14 protein-coding genes are annotated in these 18,522 nt (G+C 47.2%); 12 read left to right on the top strand and 2 right to left on the bottom strand.

Features of this window, described 5'->3' with window-relative positions; all coding sequences use genetic code 11:
* Position 1 precedes the first annotated feature (1 nt).
* On the top strand, positions 2-967 hold the full coding sequence (locus tag IX315_RS00140; RefSeq protein ID WP_211837060.1) for a ribonuclease Z: 966 nt from the start codon (positions 2-4) through the stop codon (positions 965-967).
* Complete coding sequence (locus IX315_RS00135; RefSeq protein ID WP_033408015.1) at positions 964-1,848, top strand: NAD(+)/NADH kinase; 885 nt, start codon at positions 964-966, stop codon at positions 1,846-1,848. The genes IX315_RS00140 and IX315_RS00135 overlap by 4 nt, the downstream gene beginning before the upstream one ends.
* 4 nt (positions 1,849-1,852) lie before the next feature.
* Here IX315_RS00135 and IX315_RS00130 read toward each other — a convergent pair whose 3' ends face one another.
* Entirely contained in the window at positions 1,853-2,440 is a 588-nt protein-coding gene (locus IX315_RS00130) for a hypothetical protein (RefSeq protein ID WP_033408011.1), read from the bottom strand.
* A 229-nt stretch (positions 2,441-2,669) separates the two neighbouring features.
* Positions 2,670-3,035 (bottom strand): hypothetical protein, encoded by a 366-nt coding sequence (locus IX315_RS00125; RefSeq protein ID WP_211635621.1) that lies wholly within the window; start codon positions 3,033-3,035, stop codon positions 2,670-2,672.
* 124 nt (positions 3,036-3,159) lie between these two features.
* On the opposite strand from IX315_RS00125, the gene IX315_RS00120 reads away from it, so the two are divergent.
* The 10 genes from IX315_RS00120 to IX315_RS00075 all read left to right on the top strand — a co-directional run bounded on the left by IX315_RS00120 (position 3,160) and on the right by IX315_RS00075 (position 18,514).
* Positions 3,160-5,379, top strand: coding sequence for a trypsin-like serine peptidase (locus tag IX315_RS00120; protein ID WP_018357413.1), 2,220 nt, complete (start codon positions 3,160-3,162; stop codon positions 5,377-5,379).
* Positions 5,380-5,399: 20 nt separating this feature from the next.
* Positions 5,400-6,560 (top strand): redoxin domain-containing protein, encoded by a 1,161-nt coding sequence (locus IX315_RS00115; protein WP_018357412.1) that lies wholly within the window; start codon positions 5,400-5,402, stop codon positions 6,558-6,560.
* A gap of 217 nt (positions 6,561-6,777) precedes the next feature.
* The gene (locus IX315_RS00110; protein ID WP_211837059.1) at positions 6,778-8,382 is read left to right on the top strand and encodes a DNA/RNA non-specific endonuclease; all 1,605 of its coding nucleotides are present in this window, start codon (positions 6,778-6,780) and stop codon (positions 8,380-8,382) included.
* Positions 8,383-8,461: 79 nt separating this feature from the next.
* The gene (locus tag IX315_RS00105) at positions 8,462-11,215 is read left to right on the top strand and encodes a carboxypeptidase regulatory-like domain-containing protein (RefSeq protein WP_211635601.1); all 2,754 of its coding nucleotides are present in this window, start codon (positions 8,462-8,464) and stop codon (positions 11,213-11,215) included.
* 28 nt (positions 11,216-11,243) lie between these two features.
* Positions 11,244-13,205: a DUF5689 domain-containing protein gene (locus IX315_RS00100; protein ID WP_244973035.1), complete on the top strand. Its 1,962-nt coding sequence runs from the start codon at positions 11,244-11,246 to the stop codon at positions 13,203-13,205.
* A 10-nt stretch (positions 13,206-13,215) separates the two neighbouring features.
* Positions 13,216-14,286, top strand: a complete 1,071-nt coding sequence (locus tag IX315_RS00095; protein WP_211640616.1) for an endonuclease/exonuclease/phosphatase family protein — start codon at positions 13,216-13,218, stop codon at positions 14,284-14,286.
* Positions 14,287-14,692: 406 nt separating this feature from the next.
* Positions 14,693-15,253, top strand: a complete 561-nt coding sequence (locus IX315_RS00090; RefSeq protein WP_134848929.1) for a DUF5063 domain-containing protein — start codon at positions 14,693-14,695, stop codon at positions 15,251-15,253.
* Positions 15,253-15,939: a 3'-5' exonuclease gene (locus IX315_RS00085; protein ID WP_211635597.1), complete on the top strand. Its 687-nt coding sequence runs from the start codon at positions 15,253-15,255 to the stop codon at positions 15,937-15,939. Before IX315_RS00090 ends, IX315_RS00085 begins: the two co-directional genes overlap by 1 nt.
* On the top strand, positions 15,936-17,123 hold the full coding sequence (locus IX315_RS00080; protein ID WP_211833413.1) for a class I SAM-dependent rRNA methyltransferase: 1,188 nt from the start codon (positions 15,936-15,938) through the stop codon (positions 17,121-17,123). The genes IX315_RS00085 and IX315_RS00080 overlap by 4 nt, the downstream gene beginning before the upstream one ends.
* Positions 17,120-18,514 (top strand): MltF family protein, encoded by a 1,395-nt coding sequence (locus IX315_RS00075; protein ID WP_134848931.1) that lies wholly within the window; start codon positions 17,120-17,122, stop codon positions 18,512-18,514. The genes IX315_RS00080 and IX315_RS00075 overlap by 4 nt, the downstream gene beginning before the upstream one ends.
* Positions 18,515-18,522: the final 8 nt, after the last annotated feature.

Raw genomic sequence — 18,522 nt, 5'->3', positions numbered from 1 at the left:
GATGGCTGAGTGTAATTATGGTGATGGAATGTATCTCAAGGTGCTAGGTTGTGGCTCGGCTATGCCCAAGCCATTGCACCAGCATAGCGCACAGATGCTACGACTGAGGGACAAACACTTCTTGATAGACTGTGGAGAGGGAACACAGATGCAGCTCCTAAGGTTTGGTTCCTCTTGGGCAAACCTCCATCGTATATTCATCTCACACATGCATGGTGACCACTGTCTCGGACTGCCAGGGCTACTCAGCAGTATGTCCATGAGCGGACTGGATCATCCCGTGCATATATATGGGCCGGCGGGCATAGATGAGTACGTCGCCTTTATCCTCAAGACCTTCTGTAGGGAAGATGCCGATAGAATCTTCGCTCATGTGATAGACCACACTCAGAGGTCGGTAGTCTACGAGGATCACTCTATCTCTGTCACTGCATTCCCTCTGAAGCATCGTGTTGCGACTGTAGGGTACCGCTTCGATGAGAAGCCTAAGCAACGCCACCTCAATAGAGAGATGGCGGACTTCTACGGTGTACCTATGGCCTACTTCGGATTGATAAAGCAGGGGCAAGACTATGAAAAGGAGGATGGCACCATTATCAAGAACGAAATGATTACTATCGCACCCCGTGCACCCTACAGTTATGCCTACTGTAGCGATACTGCCTATCTGAGTAGTGTCGCCGATGCAGTGAAGGGAGTTGACCTCCTATATCACGAGACGACATTCGGCGCAGAGATGATCAGTAGAGCCAATGAGACCCTACACAGCAGATCTGTAGATGCGGCTCGTGTTGCTACTGAAGCAGAGGTGGGGCACTTGCTGATAGGGCACTATAGTGCTCGATATTCAAGCCGAGCAATGGTACAAGAGCTATTACAGGAAGCGCAGGCCGTATTCCCCCGCACTATAGCTGCGGAAGATGGGTTGACGCTAGATTTTCAGACATTGAGAGAACAAGGACTATGAGGATATCGGTTTGCAGCTCAATGCACCAGAGGAGTTCGGAAGAGAGTTTTCGCACACTTATCGAGGCCATATTAGCGCTCAGCTCCGAGCATCATGTAGAGATTGAACAGCGTTTGTATAGCTTCCTACTGTCATCGGGATATAATCTGGGAGGGACCTCTATGCTAGTGCCTAAGGGCGTGATAGATACAGATGTGCTATTGAGTATTGGGGGTGATGGCACTTTCTTGCGTACCTCCAAACTGATTGCTGGTACCAAGGCAGGTATCGTAGGTATCAACTCAGGTCATCTTGGTTTCCTAGCTAGTTTGCAACCCGAGGACTTCCCCGCTTTTTGGGCTGAGTATGAAGCTGGGCAAGGGACTACAGAGGAGCGCCAGATGGTAGAGTGCTTTGTGGTGAAGGAGGATGGCAGTGAGGTGTCTCGAGGTTGGGCACTCAATGAGGTCGCAGTCTCTAAGCGCGATACCGCAAGTATGATCTCTGTGGCGACCTATGTCAATGGCGAACTCATCTCCAATACCGATGGCGATGGTCTACTCATCTCTACACCTACGGGTTCGACCGCCTATGCTCTGAGTGTCAATGGTCCAGTCATTCAGCCTCAGAGCCCAGTATTGCTCATCAGTTATATCTCCCCACATACGCTGAACATGCGTCCGATAGTGCTGCCTAATAATGTAGAAATCGAGCTCCATATAGAGAGCCGTAGTGGGAGCTTCCTACTTGCTATGGATGGAAAGAGTACGCCAGAATCTGTGGGTACCATTATCCGTATCCGAAGAGCGCAAAAACACGTGAAGGTATTACACCCTAGTAGCTATTCCTTTTACCAGACACTGAGGAAGAAGTTGATGTGGGGGCAAGACCCACGCCTCTGAAGCCTTAGTCTAGTTCTGCCAGGGCTGAGAAGTAGTCGGTAAGTACCCAGTGCGAAGCACTGTCCTTACGTGTAAACGTGTACTCTTCTAGCATCTCAGAGCCTAGCCACCCGTGGCAGAACGATGCCTCATTAGGTGCAATGTTGCTCCAAGCTCCGAAGAAGTTGGTGCTATCAGGCTCGGCAATCACCAGCGAAAGCGAACTGAAGTCGGGGCGCATACCACCCTCCGAAATCTTTGTACGATTGGCTTGGAACTGGCTATCTCTCGAAAATTGCTCTACAAAGGCTTGCAGAGCTTCCGTGCCTTTGTTGCAGGGCGCCTCTTTATCCAGAAAGACCATGTTGTTGTCGTTGTAGAAACGATAAAGATCGTAAAGCGGATTCTCGCCAGTAGCCTCGGCCATGAGCGCTGTAGCCTCGTCTACAGAGATATCTGTAGCAGGCTGGCTTTCTGGGCGAAATATCTGAGCAGAGGCTGTAGCTGTCTCGTTTTTCCCCCTTCCTCTAGTAAATGCACTATAAGCCATTATGCCCCCAGCTATGACTATTATGACGCTGCCACCTATCAGTAACCCTTTTTGCTTGTTCATATACTTTTGGATGTTTTTTGATTAACGCACCAAAGATACAAAAAAAGTGAATAGAGTAGTAGTATAAGGGTATTATTTTAAGTACCATAGCCGTTTATTGCTAGCTTTAGGTATAATATATAATGTATATTAGTATAGTTAGACCTTCCGGAGTGTCGTTTGCGTAATCCTACTCCTCCGATAATTATTATCCTCTTTAAGCATCATCTGCCCAAGCGATTCTACTTGATCAATGGGTGCTCCCTATGTGGTGCCAATGTTGTCGTAACGGTAGCGCTTGGGTGTAGTCCCAACTTTCCCAACATTTTCCAATAGTGGAAAGCAATCGTTCCAAGGCTGGAAACTTCCCTTTCCAAGGCTGGAAACTTATCTTTCCACCCTTGGAAAAATTAGTCACTATGGTGGGTCGCATGAAATAGTAGGCACTTCCGCTAGTGTTGCGCTCTGTATGGGGCAGTGAGACGTACGATACTAATTGGAAACTGTAGCCCAAAAGCCAACCACGCTGTAGCTGTTGGCATTTGGGCTTGGTCACGTACCCGAGTACGCTTCCGTCATCCTCATCCTCAGCGCCTTGTATTTCGTCTCCGTGCATAGTCTCAGTCGATTGGCGAGCAAATGGGTGAGAATGTCTTGCGAAGTAACAACCTCTATTGGCATTTTTTATTTACTTTTGTAGCTAGAAAGGCGAGTTGTACCTTTTTTTAAGAATTGAAAGTATGAGACAGACTGTATATATATGGAGTGCGCTCCTCTTATTCCTTTCGGCACTGCCACTCAGGGCTCAGATAGTGTCTGGAGGTGAGAGACGTGCAGAGGGCGGTGAAGTGCGTACCTCGGAATTGCTACAATTACCTACACTTAGGTTGCCAGTTTTTGACCAAGATTCAGCGCTTATGGCTATGGAGCAGGCTTCGGCAGAGCTTCGTACCTACGTCTTTGCCCACACCCTTCCCGCAGGAGTAGATATTATTCAGCAGGCGGAGAAGAGTGTGTGGTCGGATGGCACACAGGTCTGGCGCTACAGAGTACGTTCGGCAGGTGCTAAGAGTCTAGGTTTTTTCTTTAGTACTTTTGATATCCCTGAGGGTGCTTATCTCTATGTGTATAGTACACTCGATAATAAAAATGTCATCGGAGGCTTTGGTTCGGAGAATAACAATGCCCAGCATTCGTTGCCCGTTCAGCCTATCTTTGCCGATGATGTCATTATTGAGCTACAGGCTCCTAAAGGTAGCCCTTCCCCTCGTCTCTATCTACAAGAGGTACACCATGGTGTGCGTAGTCTCAAGGTGCCCCCACGTCTTGGTAATCCGAAGAGCTTATTATGCACTCCAGAGCTCGCTTGCTATCCGGAATATAGCGAGGTAGGCAAGAGTGTTGTGCTGATTATGGTCGACGGAAAAGCACTCGGAACAGGTGTGATGGTTAATAATAGTTCAGGGGATGGGCGTCCATTGATTCTTACTGCCGCGCACGTTATCAGTTGGAATTTTTCGAAAGTCGATGTAACAGCTTTCTCTAGCAAGTTCCTTTACTTCTTCGGGTATCAAACCCCTATGTGCGACGGGTCTATACAACCTAGCTTCAGTCATTCGATAGCTGGATCTAGTCTGCTGGCGTACCATCCTTATACAGATACGGGTCTGATAGAGTTGAACCAGCGCCCACCAGTGGCGTATCCTGCCTACTACTCGGGGTGGAATGCTAAGCCCAATCTCCAAGAGACTTATTTCAATATCCATCACCCATATGGATTTACCAAGAGGGTTAATCTCTATCTGGATCATCTAACGTATGGTTCGTTCCCAGGAAATATTAACCCTGCAACAGGCAAACCATACCCTTTTGGTCGTGATCAGCACCTATTTGTTAAGCAATGGACTATAGGGACTACAGCTTCTTGTTCATCGGGTTCGCCTCTTTTCGACTCGGGTCACAGAGTTATCGGAGTGCTTACTGGAGGACAATCCTCTTGTGCACAGAGATATTCCGATCAGTTTGCTTCTCTAGAGCGTGTATGGGCTTCCTCCGACGACGAAGCGCGTAAACTCGTGCAGGCTCTTGACCCCTCGGGGAAGGGACAGACCACAAGTACTCCTGGGCGCACTAGTGGTAACAGTAGCCAGCAAGCGCCTGTACGGGTTACCAATATGTCTATCCCACCGAGCACCAAGCCCGTTTTGGAGATTCTACCACAGCTAGGGAGAGCAGAGGTGGTAGGCGCAGCACAGAGTGCTACAGTGGTAGCAGAGCGCTATCGTGTGGCGGCTGGCTCTAAAATTTATGGAGCCTATCTGATGCTTCATGGCAAAGCTAATAATACTGATCGCTTGCAGCTCAACCTCTATTTCGATGGTTCGACGACTCCTGCTCAGACTTTTCAGTTGCCACTGAGCGAGCTAGGCTTGAATCTCAATGATGGTAGACCACGTGAGGTGTATCTCTCCTTCGAGAAACCTATCACGGTGAGTAGTGAGCAGACCATTCACTTTGGGCTTGCGCTCAACCAGCTGCCAGCCGAACTGAGTATTGTCCACCAGCAGCACGAGGATGCTTCACGAGGTACAGCTCAATGGTTGGTGGGTAGCCAGTGGGTACCAGCAACTGTGGGAGGAAGTAATAGAGGACTTTCCTTGTGGATAGATCCGCTATTGAGCAATGCCCAACTAAAGCCGCAAGATGTAGCTGCACCTCATCTTCGACTCACCCCAGCGCTGGATGGTCAGATGCTCCTAACGCTTGGAGAGGTTGCAGCGGAGAGTGTTAAGAATATCAATGTATACACCCTTCAGGGACAGAGACTATTTTCCGACACACGGGTAGGCGTGCATTTCTTCATCCCACGGAACCTACTCGAAGGGGTAGGGGTGGTTATCATCCATGTAGAGACACCCGAGTGGTCAGACCGTGTGAAGGCATACTTCCCAAAGAATTGAAATACAGAGACAATAGATATATGAAGAGAATTAGTAGCATCATCGTCGCTCTTATCAGCATCTTTATCGTAAGTAGCTGTAATAGTGGCAAGGAATTTAGGGTCGCCGGGACTATAGCAGGTGCCGATAATCAGACTATTTACTTAGAGTACTTAGGATTGGCTGGGACGGAGGTCGTTGACTCCGTAGCACTTGGTCGCGACGGGAAGTATAGCTTCAGTCATGAATTGCCAGAGTATCCCGATTTCTATCGCTTGCGCTTAGGCAAGCAGGTTATTCCTTTTGTGGTGGATACCTTGCCTACCGACCTTACGATTACCTCCGATGTACAGAGTTTTGCCACCAGCTATTCTATTAGCGGCGATCAAGCTTCGGCTCAGATGCGAGAAGTATGGTTGGCATTGCTCGATGCCAATGTAGCTCTCTCCAAGCTCGTGAACGTTCCATCGGACAGTCTCTACACAGTGCGTCGTGATAGCATTATTGGTGGGTATAAGAGTGTGGCAGAGCGTTTCATATTTAGCAACCCACAATCTCCCGTTGCCTACTTTGCACTCTTCCAGCAGGTAGATGGCAATCTGGTATTCAACCTATACGACGAGAAGGACTCTAAGGCCTTTGCCGCCATTGCCAACGTATATCAGGCATTTCAGGCAGAGAATCCTCGCACCAAGCACCTCTATGATTTGGCGCTTCGCTCTATCGCTGTAGTGCGCGAACAGAAGAGGATGGCTCAGGCTGCTACTATGCCACAGGATAGTACCCTATTGGCTGCGGCAGCTAAGCCCATTGGTTATATCGACTTCTCTCTTCCCGATACAGAGGGTAACCAGGTAAGTCTCTCTGCCATCGTTGCTCAGGGCAATAGCCTGCTACTTGCCTTCTCTACGATGCAAGCCAATTGGAGCCAAGAATTCAATGCTGCACTAGCTCAGCTCTATAGTAGGTATAGTGCAAAGGGGCTAAAGATAGTTCAGGTATCGCTAGATACAGACCCGCATATTTGGATTACCTCAGCTAAAGATCTGCCATGGACTAGTCTCATCGATAGAGATGGAGCTTATTCGCGCCTCGTAGGGTTGTACAACCTCCCCTCTCTCCCTTCACTATTCCTTATTAAGAATAACGGGGACGAGCTTCATAGGATAGGTTCGCTAGAGCAGATCTCCTCACTTCTCTAATAGAGGTCTAATGGAAGGGGGGTATTCTTCTCCATTGTAGGTGGTCTCCCTATAGATGCCTGATAAGGTTTCTATAGGGAGACCATTTATAATTAATACTACTTAACTTAATATTGAGGCGCAGTTCGGGCTAACTTCACTTATTGTTGCTACCTTTGATGAGCAATATGAGAGAGATAAATAAAGTCAATATTTAACTACTACAATAGGTAAAAGAATGAAGGGTTCAAGAGCATTGCCTTTGGTTATTATCGCTTTCGCCATGGGATTTTCTTTTTGTTCGAGCAAAAAGGAGGTGGAGGCTCACAATGGGAATATGGAGTTAGGGCTTACCACTTCTATGCTAGGGGAATCGTCTGTAGTGATTCAGCCTGGTAGTCTAGGTGAATCTTGGGCGAGTGATGACGCTATCGGGGTATTCTCTACTACACTAAAGGCGAATAATGTACGGTATGTGGCAAATGGGCAGGGCAATGGTACTCGTTTTACAGGAGGTGTGATTACGATTCCATTCGGTATCGAAGCACATGCTGTTCGGGCTTATGCTCCATACAATCCCTCGGCTACAGATGGGGCTGTGAGGGTAGACCTTTCTAAGGAAAACAACCAACCATTGCTTTGGGCTAAGGGTACGGTTACCAATGCAGAGCCTAATCTGGCGCTCAACTTTACACATAAGCTAGGGCAGCTCCGTATCTCACTCGATACCTCTAAGACTTCTGCCCCTAGCACCTCAGCAAAGGTAAGCGTGCTAGATGTCCTTACCACAGGTGTACTAGACGTGACGAGTGGTCGCTTCACTACAGATTCGGAGGTTGCCTCCCTCTCTTTGGTGCACCGTGGTAGCGAGTACCATACTTATTTGATGCCAGGACAGAGACTTGATGGCATGAGGATTCTGATAGAGCACGATGGTAACCAATACGATGCTAAGTTGTCTTCTTCTAAGTCTGTGGAAGGAGGGAAGTATTATGGCTATACGGTATCGCTAGAGAATGGTGCCGCTGTAGTCCAAGCGGGAGCATTGGTCTACAGTACTTCGTATATGGAGCAGGTGTTGGTGCAGAATGGTTCTATGACAGATATGTATGTGGTACAGCACAATGCTCCCGATGCTTGGTTCGGTGGTGGGTCTACTTTAGGAGGTGTTCGGCGCAACTATACGGTTTACTTTAGTCAGGATAAGTTCCAACCCTATATTGTTGCCTATCCACTATATCATGATTGTGTAGGTAACTCAGGTAGGGCTGATAAAGTGATAGGAAACGATGCTTGGGTGTATGACCCCGATGTCCCCAAGAGGTATCAAATGAATTTATCCAGGAGCTATCGCCCTAGGGAGCTAGACTTTAGTCGTGGGCACATGTTGGCAAGTAACCAACGGACTGCTTCAATAGAGTTGAATAAGACGACCTTCTACTACTCCAATATGGTACCACAGAAGCAATCTCAGAATAGTGGTATCTGGAATGTGCTAGAGAATAAGGAGAATAACTGGGCAAAGCGGGCAAATCCGACCGATACGATGTATGTAGCATGTGGCCCTATATTCTCCCATAATAATGGTACCGTTACCGATAGGGATGGAGATAAGCAGTGCCCTATCCCTACCCATACTTGGAAGGTGCTCCTAAAGAAGAAAGGGGGTAAATGGATATCTATAGGGGTTAAGATGCCTAATATCGATACAAAGAGCAAGTGGTCAGACTTTACTTGTACAGTGCAGCAACTAGAGAAAGAGTTGGGCGTGAAGTTCTTCCCCCATCTCCCCGAGTCGGAAGCTGCGCATGTGAAGAGTCTCAATAATAGTCGCGACTGGTAGACTTGGGAGTTCGGTATACATCAGTTGAAGATAACATAGTTAACAGAATAATAATTTACTAATTAGAAAAGAAAGAGAAATGCAAAGGCTTTATAGACTTATGGCTATGGTCTGCACGCTGCTGTCGGTCTCTCTACTCTCTGCTAGCGCACAGTCGGGCACATCGCTCCGGGGTGTAGTGAAGGATAGTGGTACAGAGCATCCGATAGGCGGGATAGTGGTAACACTGCTGAATAATAATCAGCGGACTACCACGGGAGCGGATGGTAGCTTTGTATTCTACAACGTCGAGGGCGGAAAGGATAAGCTAGTCCTCACCTCTACGCTCCACGCTACAGTCGAACGAGAAGTGGAGATCTCGGCGAATCGTACAAATGATGTGGGTACCATTGTGATGGTACAGAATGTGATGAAGGATAATGCACACTTCGTGGGTATTGTAGACAATATCGACCTTGATCAGATAGATGATGAGGGTCAGGGGCAGAGCGCCAATACAATGGTTATCTTCTCCAACGATGTCTACTTACAGAATGCGGGCTTCCAATTTTCACAGTTCCGCCATCGTACACGTGGTTATGATAGCCAATACGAGCAGAGGTATATCAATGGAATCAACTTCAATGAGGGTGTCCGCGGGGTATTCAACTACTCCTCTGTAGGAGCACTCAATGATATGACGCGCAATGGGAACCGCATTAATTATATGGGTGCTTCCCCATTCTCCTTCGGTGATATAGGTGGTTCGGAGAATATCAATATGCGCCCAGCCAACTATACCCGAGGTGGTAAGTTTACCGTCTCTGGTACCAACCGCAATTATTACCTCCGTTCTATCCTAAGCTACAATACCGGATTGATGGATAATGGTTGGGCAATCTCTGGTGCTATCGGCGGAAGATATGCACACGAAGGCGCAATCCCAGGTGTATTCTACAAGAACATCTCCTATATGTTGGGCGTAGAAAAGGTGTGGGACAATGGCAGACACAGTCTTAGTTTTATCACTTTCGGTTCGCCAGTAGAGCGCGGTCAACAGGGCTCGTCGGTCAATGAGGCAGTAAAGCTCGTGGGTGATAATCTATACAATCCCAACTGGGGATGGCAGAATGGCAAGAAGCGCAATGCCCGAGTGGTGAAGAGCTGGGACCCTACAGCAATTCTCTCTCATGTATGGAAGCCCGATTATCGGACTACTCTTACTTCAGGTATAGCTGCCCACTACAATAGGTATGGTCGTAGTTCGCTCAACTGGTACAACGGTAGCGACCCTCGCCCTGATTACTACCGCTATCTCCCTAGTTACTTCGATGGTGCTCCAGTAGTACAGCACTACTATGAGTCTCTATGGAAGAGCGGTGAGATCTCTCAGATTAATTGGGATCGTCTCTATGAAGTGAACCACCTCAATAATCTCCAAGGTAATGGCTCGGCTATCTATATGGTAGAGGAGCAGAGGAGTGACTTAGGCGAGATAGCCCTTAGTAGCACCCTCAATAGGCAGATCTCTCAGTCCTTGTCGTTTGATGGTGGACTAGAGTTTAGGTACTCACAGTCTAAGCGTTTCAAGACCGTAGATGACCTCTTGGGCGCAGACTACTTGTTGGATAACGACAAGTATGCCGAGAGAGACTTTGCGGGGAACCACGAAGTGCGCCAAAACGACCTCAATAGACCTGATCGCCGTGTCTCCAAGGGCGATGTGTTTGGTTATGATTACCGCTACCATATCTATAACGCAGGTATATGGGCGCAGAACCAACATAAGTACGATAAGGTAGACTTCTACTACGGAGCCAAACTAGCCCTCAATACTATCAGAAGAGAGGGTATGATGAAGAATGGTCGTTATCCCGATAATTCCTTTGGTAAGGGCAAGCTACACGCCTTTATCAATTTCGATGTCAAGGCAGGAGTAGTTTACAAGATTAATGGTCGTCACTTCATTACTGCCAATGCATCCTACCTCAATCGCCCTCAGCTAGAGCGTGAGATGTACATCTCTCCTGATATTACAGACGAAGTAGTGCCAGTACTCAAGAGCAAGCAGATAGCTAACTTCGACCTTAATTATATCTTCTCTGTGCCTAAGTTTAGAGGGCGTATCTCAGCATTCTATACCGGCTTCTGGGATGATATGAAGAAGGTAGCATACTATAATGATAGCGAGCGTACCTTCACCCTCCATACGCTATACGGTATGGATAAGGTGCACCAAGGATTGGAGCTAGGACTAGAGTATCGTCCTACCGACGCACTTACCCTTGAGTTTATCGGTACTGCCGCTCAGTACTACTATAGCAATGATCCAATGGGTGTGCTCAATAGTACCAATGGTCGTATCAAAAACCAAGAAGAAAAGGTGTATTTGAAGAACCTATACATTGGTGGTGTACCACAGGTGCTAGGTACCTTCGGTGTTGGTTACTTCTATAAGTACTGGTTCTTCAATGTCAACTTCAATGGTTTTGGATACAATCATATCGACGTTGCTCATATTCGTAGGATGGCTTCCAACTATACTTCGGTAGTAGCTCCAGGTCAGCCAGGTCACGATCCTAAGCTATATGACGCCTTTGTACAGACGACTACTCAGGAGCGTTTTGCAGCGGGCTTTACCATGGATCTAAGTATCGGTAAAATTCTCTACCTAAAGAATAGAGACCGTATCAACTTCAACTTCTCAGTATCCAACCTTCTCAATAATAAGAACGTACGCGTAGGAGGTTTCGAGCAAGGGCGTATCAACCTAGATCATCCCGAGAGGTTTACAAATAAGCACTACTATATGCAGGGGATCAACTTCTTCCTCAATGCAAGCTATAATTGGTAATATAAAAATTAAGAATACAAATACGAATATGAAACTAAGTAGATTGTCACTTATTTCGCTCGCTGTCCTGCTAGGGTTAGGTTTCGCATCTTGCGAGCGTAAATACGATGCGCCACTGCTAGCTGATCCTACAGTGACACCTGGTGATGAGAAAGTGATCACTATTGCTGAGTACAAGGATAAGTTCAAGAAAGTACCTAAGGAAGGTCAGATAATCGAGGACAACTTGGCCATCCGCGCTGTTGTAGTGGGCAATGATGTATCTGGTAATATCTATAAGCAGATCTACGTACAGGATGCTACAGGTGGTATCTCTATCGGAATCGACCAGAATAATATCTCCAACGACTACCAAGTAGGTCAGGAGGTATTCATCAAGCTACAAGGTCTTGCTGCTACGAGCTATGGCGGCGTGACTCAGATAGGAATGAAAGATACCCAAAGTAATCGCATCCCCTATGAGGTTGTGAAGAAGCAGATCCTACGAGATAAGCGACCAGATGCTGAGAAGGCTAAGCCCAAGACGACAACTATCGCTCAGTTCTCCGATAATATGGTGGGTACGCTTATCAAGTTGGAGAATGTGTATTTCGAGCTAGGTGGTACTGCTACTTATGGTGATCAAGCTCAGAACGCTGTCAACCGTACGCTCAAGGATACCACTGGCAAGAAACTCATTGTGCGTAATAGTAAATATGCTAGCTTCGCCAACGATGTTTTGCCTAAGGGCAACGGTACTGTCGTAGGTATTCTCTCTAAGTTCAACAAAGATTATCAGCTCTTTATTCGTACCGCTGATGATTGTTCTGGCTTCACCGGTAAGGATCCTATCACAGGCGGAGAAGTAAACCCTAATCCTCCTGCCGGTAATGTTATCTATGCCGAAACCTTCGCTGCAGATATGGGCAAGATGACTGCTGTTAGTATCCTGGGTAATGAAGTATGGAAGGTTGATACTAAGTACAAGAATGTTAGTATGTCTGGTTTCAATGGCGGTAAAAACAACCCTAATGAAGACTGGCTTATTTCACCTGCATTCGATCTCTCTGCGGCTAAAAACGCTGTCCTATCCTTTGACCATACCATTAGTCAAGGAAAAGGTAAGACTGTAGAACTAGCCAAGATGAAGGTGGAGCAGACCATTTGGGTGTCTAGCGACTACAAGGGTGATGTTACGAAAGCTACTTGGACTCAGGTGACTATTCCAAACTATCCTACTGGTAAGGATTGGAACGCTGTTAAGAGTGGTGATATCGCTTTCCCCGATAAGATGATGGGTCAGACTAATGTAGTTGTTGCGTTTAAGTACTTAAGTAGTGCAGAGCATTCTTCTACATGGCAGCTTAAGAATTTAAAGGTCACCAGTGAAGGTGGTAAGCTCGCTGCTGGTAGTACAGAGCCTGCTCCACAGCCAAAGCCAGATCCACAACCAGATCCAACCCCTGGTGCTCTGCTCTTCCCAGGTTCTGACTTCGAGGACTGGAGCCTAATGGTGAAAGGCAAGAGCTTGTCGTATGACCTTCATACTATCGTTATGCAGTCTGATAAGGGACATAATGGTAAAGCTCTTCATATCAATGGTACTCCAAGTGGTAATGACTACGTTATTACTGCTGCAGGCAATGGGACTAAGAGCGGTAATGCCATCAGTCTTTATATCAATGGTAAGGCAGACAAATCGCTTTCCTTTATGATTTACAAAGAGGATGGTACCTATGCTGTTTTTAATCTTGACGAGTTTGGCGCAAAGGGACACGTCGTTAGCCCTGTCGATGGAGATATTGTCTTGAAGCCTACTACCAGAACTTACAATGGTAATCCAAGTAATTCATACACAAGAGGTAAGATTGATACCCAAGGAAAATGGATGAAGATAACTTTGGATATATCTAGCTTCAAGCAACTAGCAAAGGAGAAAAACCTTTTCTCTATCAAGATGGGAAATAAAGTAGCCTACGATATCCTCATCGATGATATTACCATCCAGTAAATTTTAGATTATGAGGAAGACACTGTACACGTGGCGTGCCATTATCGTTGTTATTACGGCGCTTGTCTTGGGGAGCTGTGGCTCCACCAAGCAAGTTGCCCGTAATAGTGACGGCAAGCAGTACAACGCCTACGCAGTAGGATTTTACAATCTAGAGAATCTCTTTGATTGCGACGATGATCCCAATAATACGGGGGATGACGACTTTCTACCCACTGGGTCCTATCGCTGGACTCAGATTCAGTATGAGCGTAAGCTCGATAATCTGGCTCGCGTTCTCGGCTCTCTAGGGAAGGAGGTAACACCATACGGTGCTGCTTTTATAGGTGTTGCTGAGGTCGAAAATAGGAGAGTCCTTGAGGATCTTACACAACGGGAAGCGGTAAAAGGTATGGAGCTCAAGGTGGTGCACGAAGATGGTCCCGACCGTAGAGGTATTGATGTAGGTGCATTGTATAATCCTAATATCTTTACCCTTGAGGGTTATGAGTACCATACTCTTAAGTGGGAAGAACAGCCCGATTTCGTTACCCGTGATCAGCTTCATGCGTATGGCTACATTGCTGGTGAGAAGGTGCACTTCATTGTAGTCCACTGGCCTAGTCGCTATGGTGGTGGCGCTTCTGAGCCCCTTCGCTTAGCTGCGGCACGCCTCTCTAAGCAGATTATGGATAAGATATACCAAGAAGAGCCCAATGCAAAGATTATCATGATGGGTGACTTCAATGATGACCCTACCAATAGGAGCGTGACAGAGGTTCTCAATGCCAAGAAGTTGAGGAGCGAGGTCGGTGTCCAAGGACTTTACAATCCCGCAGCATCGCTATTGGAGAAGGGTATTGGTACGCTGGTCTATCAAGACAGCTGGAACTTCTTCGACCAGATGATAGTATCTAAGGGGTTACTTACCGATGATCAAAAACTGAGGCTTTGGAAGATGGAAGTGTTTAACCGTGATTTCCTAGTTACACAGGAGGGCAAACGTAAAGGTTATCCACATCGTACCTTTCAGGACAATTCTTTTATCGATGGTTATAGTGACCACTTCCCTGTGGTTGTATATCTAGTGCAGCAGCGCTAATTTTCGGTAACCAATAGCAGAGCTACGGCGGGGCATTTCCTGTCGTAGCTCTGTTTTCACATACTCTTCTAGGAGACTGTTGCTTAGTGATCTAGTGGATAATCCTCCCCAGTCTCTTTTCTTGCCCCATACGTCGTAATAATATTCTCTCGCCCTAGTGGCTAGAGTTTCTCCCGCTATAAACTCCAGTTTCTCCCGCGAGAGACTCTAGTTTTTCCCGGGAGGAACTCCAGTCCCTCCCGGGAGAGACTGAAGCCGCTCGGTAGAGTACCAATAGCTAATCTCGGGCAAACGGTTCCTTGGTAGGGGTTGTACATAGGATTGCCCTGGATTGCTTTCCAAATGCGCTCTCTATGTGGGGGATTTTAGCTACCTTTGTGAGGTTTATACTGACGGTAATATGACTATGGAAAAGGATAAGAGTATATTGAGGATGCCTGGTGTCCTGGACTTCGTGCAAGTGGCAGCAGCCTACTGTGCACTCGTGGAGCCAGCGACTACTCCTAGATGGGATAGAGATACAGTAGAGAACTGCAGACGCCTTCTTGCTGATATCTATGCATTTGGCTTGGCACTTCCTACGCTTACATTGGATCCTTTTACCGTACTAGAGCGCCAAGTGAGGGAGGAAGACTATGAGGCTGTCCAAAATCGCTTGGAGCGAATATTGGGAGAGCATGATCGTTTTCTCAATGCTCAGATGGAGGAAATGAAGTACTCCGATAGACCTGTTAGCGTAAGTGTGGCTGAAGTGCTAGCCGATATCTACCAAGCACTAGCGGACTTCTTGTGGATTATGAGGAGTGTGCATGAGCAGAATATGTATCAAGCCGTGGCTGAGGTACGCTATACGATGATGGAGCGATGGGGAACGCTCCTATTGGCAGCACTCCGACAGTTACATGACTTATTGAATGATCCCGACTTCGAGCTTGCTGAGGATGGGGAACATGAGGATTGGATGTGATGGCAGAGTATAAGACAAATATCACAAAAGAGGAGCTGCAGAAACTGGAGCCTGAGACCCTACCTATCGGTGTGGTGGTGCTGTCTCATACCAGTTCTATAGAGCAGGTGGAGGAGGCTTGTAATCGTCTGAAGGAGGGTAATAAGGTACTTGGCTTTGATACCGAGACGAAGCCTTCTTTCCGTAAAGGCAAGAGCTATAAGGTCTCTCTCCTACAACTGTCGAGTCCCGACTTTGTGGTGCTTTTTCGTCTATTGCCCTCGTGGGACAAGAAGCTACTGGAGCCGCTGCAGAAGATACTCAAGAGTAAGCGTATCGCTAAGGTCGGTGTAGCTATTGGTGATGATGCCAAAGGGTTGTGGGCGGATCACCAGTTGATAACGAATAGGATGGTAGACCTTCGTACGCTTGCGAAAGGTGCAGGAGTGGAGGTGCTCTCTCTGACTCGGCTTTATGCTGTGCTATATAATAAGCGTATTAGCAAGGGGCAAAGGCTCTCCGATTGGGAGCGTGAGGAGCTTACGGAGGGGCAAGTAGACTATGCCGCACTCGATGCCTATGCAGGGCTTAGGATATTCGAAGGCTTTAAGAGGGTACTCAATAGGAGTATGTATTTTAATTTGGATGTACAGCAACCTAAGAAAAGGGTGCTGAAGAAGAAAGATAGTAAGCAAAGTAAGCAATGAAGCGTGTGCAACTAAATTCGGGGCGTATCGCCTCTCTAGACCGTAGGCATCCTTGGATATTCTCTAGGGCTTTGGTTAGTGTCAAGGGGATAGAGATAGGAGATATTGTGGATGTAGTAGACGAGGGGGATCGGTTTCTTGCCCGTGGCTACTATGAGGAGGGGAGTATCGCTGTACGCTTGCTTACTTTTGATGAGGAGGAAAGCATAGACGCCGACTTTTGGGTACGCCGACTGAGGGAGTCTCTAGATATGAGGAGAGTACTTGGTCTTCTGGAGTCACCTAATGAGGCGTATAGACTAGTTCACGGTGAGGGGGATAGGTTGCCTGGACTTATCATAGATATCTATGGGAATGTGGCTGTCATCCAAGCGCATACCCTAACCATGCATATTCGGCAGAAGGAGATAGTGGAGGCGCTGAAAGCTCTCTATGGTCAACACCTTAGTGCCATCTATTATAAGTCGAGCGACACACTGCCCATAGAGGAACCCGTACTTGATCAATTGCTATGGGGTGAAAGGCATGATATCGAGACGATAGTGGCTGAGGAAAATGGGCTGAGGTTTGCTCCTGATATCCTGAAGGGGCAAAAGACAGGTTTCTTTCTGGATCAGCGACTAAGCCGACAGAGGGTAGGAGAATTGGCGAAGGACAAAAAGGTACTCAATATGTTTAGCTATACGGGTGGCTTTTCGCTCTATGCCCTGAGGGGTGGTGCCCGTCAGGTAGTCTCCCTCGATAGTTCTGCCAAAGCTATTGATATGCTGGAGTCGAATATGAGGCTTAACTTTTCGGAGCCAGAGCTAGAGAAGCATAGTTCTGTGGTGGAGGATGCCTTCAAGTACCTATACGATATGAAAGAGGGCGCATTCGACCTTATTGTACTAGACCCGCCAGCCTTTGCTAAGAGACGTGAAGTCCTTAAAAATGGACTACAAGGGTACCGTAAACTCAATACCGAGGCGATGCGCAAGATAGCTTCTGGGGGTTTGCTCTTTACCTTCTCATGCTCGCAAGTAGTGAGCGTGGAGGACTTCCGTCAGGCGCTCTTCACTAGTGCTCTGCATGCTGGCAGAGAGATAAGGGTACTGCAGCAGTTCGGTCAGTTCGCCGATCATCCTGTGAGTATCTATCACCCCGAGGGTGAGTACCTCAAGGGCTTTTTACTTTACGTAGTATGAAGAATAGAATACTCTTATTGATACCCTTCCTCTTACTCTTGGTCGCCTGTGATGACACAACAGAGACTACCGAGAGTGAGAGGATTTTTTTTCGCTCGTGGGCAGAGATAGAGGAGTCGGATACGCTTAGGATTGCGACAATGACTTCGCCACAGGATTTCTACCTATACCGAGGGGAGACTATGGGTCAAGAGTACCAAAAGGTTGTCGACTTTGCTCAAGCACACCAGTTGGCTCTAGATATTCATATTGCGAAAAGTACCGATAGCCTTCTCAATTGGGTATCTGAGGGTAAAGTAGATTTGTGTATTACCCCTATTCCTATGACCAAAGCCAATACGGAGGCTTTTGACTTCGGCGGTATTGTAGATACTACTTCGCTTGTATTGGTGCAGAAGAAGGGGTCTGTGGTTCATTCCCTCTCTGAGATTGCTGGGAAAGATGTGTGGACAGAGTATGGTAGCGCAGGGGAGCTGCGCCTTCGGCAGATAGAAGAGGAGATAGGGTACCCAATAAATATAACTATTCCAGACACCCTCAGTATAGAGGAAATACTCTTGAAGATGGCTCAGGTGGATAGCATAAAGTATGCGATAGCAGGCAAAGAGCTAGCTAGTAGCATGAAGCTCTTCTACCCTAGTCTGGATAATAGTCTCTTGGTGAGCGCTCCTATCCGTTATAGTTGGGCTGTTGCTAAGGGCAATAGCGAAATGGTAGAGCGACTAGATACCTATCTCTTGGCTCCCGAGAAGATTCGCCATTACTCAGAGCTAAAGGAGCAGAATAGCCATTTGAGGCAATTTATCATAGGCAATACTAAGAAGCCCCTTAAGGTAGCTTTGGAGCGCGGAGCTATCTCGGTCTATGATAATATATTTAAGTCTGAAGCCAAGCGTACACCATGGGCATGGACTTTGCTTGCGGCTATTGCCTATCAAGAGAGTACGTTCAGGAGCAACGTTGTCGGTTGGAGTGGGGCAAGAGGACTAATGGGCATTATGCCGAGTACTGGACGCTCTCATGGTGCTAGCAAGGCACAGTTGTTACAGCCAGAAGTGTCGGTACGTGTCTCTGTGGATGTGCTGATGGATACCTATAGGTATTTTTCGGAAGTGAAGGATCCATTACAGAGGCTTTACTTCACCTTGGCAGGATACAATGCTGGTGCAGGGCATGTCTTAGATGCGATGCGGTTGGCACGCAAACACAATGCCCCAGATACCATTTGGAACGGAGGGGTGAGGCAATTTATTATTCTGAAGAGCAACCCAGAGTACTACAATGATGCGGTTGTCCGTAATGGCTACCTGAGGGGTAGAGAGACCACCAAGTATGTAGAGCAAGTGCTGGAGCGCAAAGCGGCATACGATGCCTTACTGAGTAGAAAATAATACTAAAC

This window comes from Porphyromonas levii (assembly GCF_018206105.1).
Taxonomy (GTDB): Bacteria; Bacteroidota; Bacteroidia; order Bacteroidales; family Porphyromonadaceae; genus Porphyromonas_A; species Porphyromonas_A levii.
The sequence above is the reverse complement of the archived record's forward strand: the minus strand, read 5'-3'. Positions and strand labels throughout refer to the sequence as shown.

Bases quoted from the DNA above. Each gene is read 5' to 3' on its own strand.
- IX315_RS00125 (WP_211635621.1), bottom strand. From the start codon at position 3,035: ATGCACGGAGACGAAATACAAGGCGCTGAGGATGAGGATGACGGAAGC.
- IX315_RS00110 (WP_211837059.1), top strand. From the start codon at position 6,778: ATGAAGGGTTCAAGAGCATTGCCTTTGGTTATTATCGCTTTCGCCATG.
- IX315_RS00105 (WP_211635601.1), top strand. From the start codon at position 8,462: ATGCAAAGGCTTTATAGACTTATGGCTATGGTCTGCACGCTGCTGTCG.
- IX315_RS00140 (WP_211837060.1), top strand. From the start codon at position 2: ATGGCTGAGTGTAATTATGGTGATGGAATGTATCTCAAGGTGCTAGGT.
- IX315_RS00130 (WP_033408011.1), bottom strand. From the start codon at position 2,440: ATGAACAAGCAAAAAGGGTTACTGATAGGTGGCAGCGTCATAATAGTC.
- IX315_RS00120 (WP_018357413.1), top strand. From the start codon at position 3,160: ATGAGACAGACTGTATATATATGGAGTGCGCTCCTCTTATTCCTTTCG.
- IX315_RS00095 (WP_211640616.1), top strand. From the start codon at position 13,216: ATGAGGAAGACACTGTACACGTGGCGTGCCATTATCGTTGTTATTACG.
- IX315_RS00075 (WP_134848931.1), top strand. From the start codon at position 17,120: ATGAAGAATAGAATACTCTTATTGATACCCTTCCTCTTACTCTTGGTC.
- IX315_RS00090 (WP_134848929.1), top strand. From the start codon at position 14,693: ATGGAAAAGGATAAGAGTATATTGAGGATGCCTGGTGTCCTGGACTTC.
- IX315_RS00115 (WP_018357412.1), top strand. From the start codon at position 5,400: ATGAAGAGAATTAGTAGCATCATCGTCGCTCTTATCAGCATCTTTATC.
- IX315_RS00080 (WP_211833413.1), top strand. From the start codon at position 15,936: ATGAAGCGTGTGCAACTAAATTCGGGGCGTATCGCCTCTCTAGACCGT.
- IX315_RS00135 (WP_033408015.1), top strand. From the start codon at position 964: ATGAGGATATCGGTTTGCAGCTCAATGCACCAGAGGAGTTCGGAAGAG.
- IX315_RS00100 (WP_244973035.1), top strand. From the start codon at position 11,244: ATGAAACTAAGTAGATTGTCACTTATTTCGCTCGCTGTCCTGCTAGGG.
- IX315_RS00085 (WP_211635597.1), top strand. From the start codon at position 15,253: ATGGCAGAGTATAAGACAAATATCACAAAAGAGGAGCTGCAGAAACTG.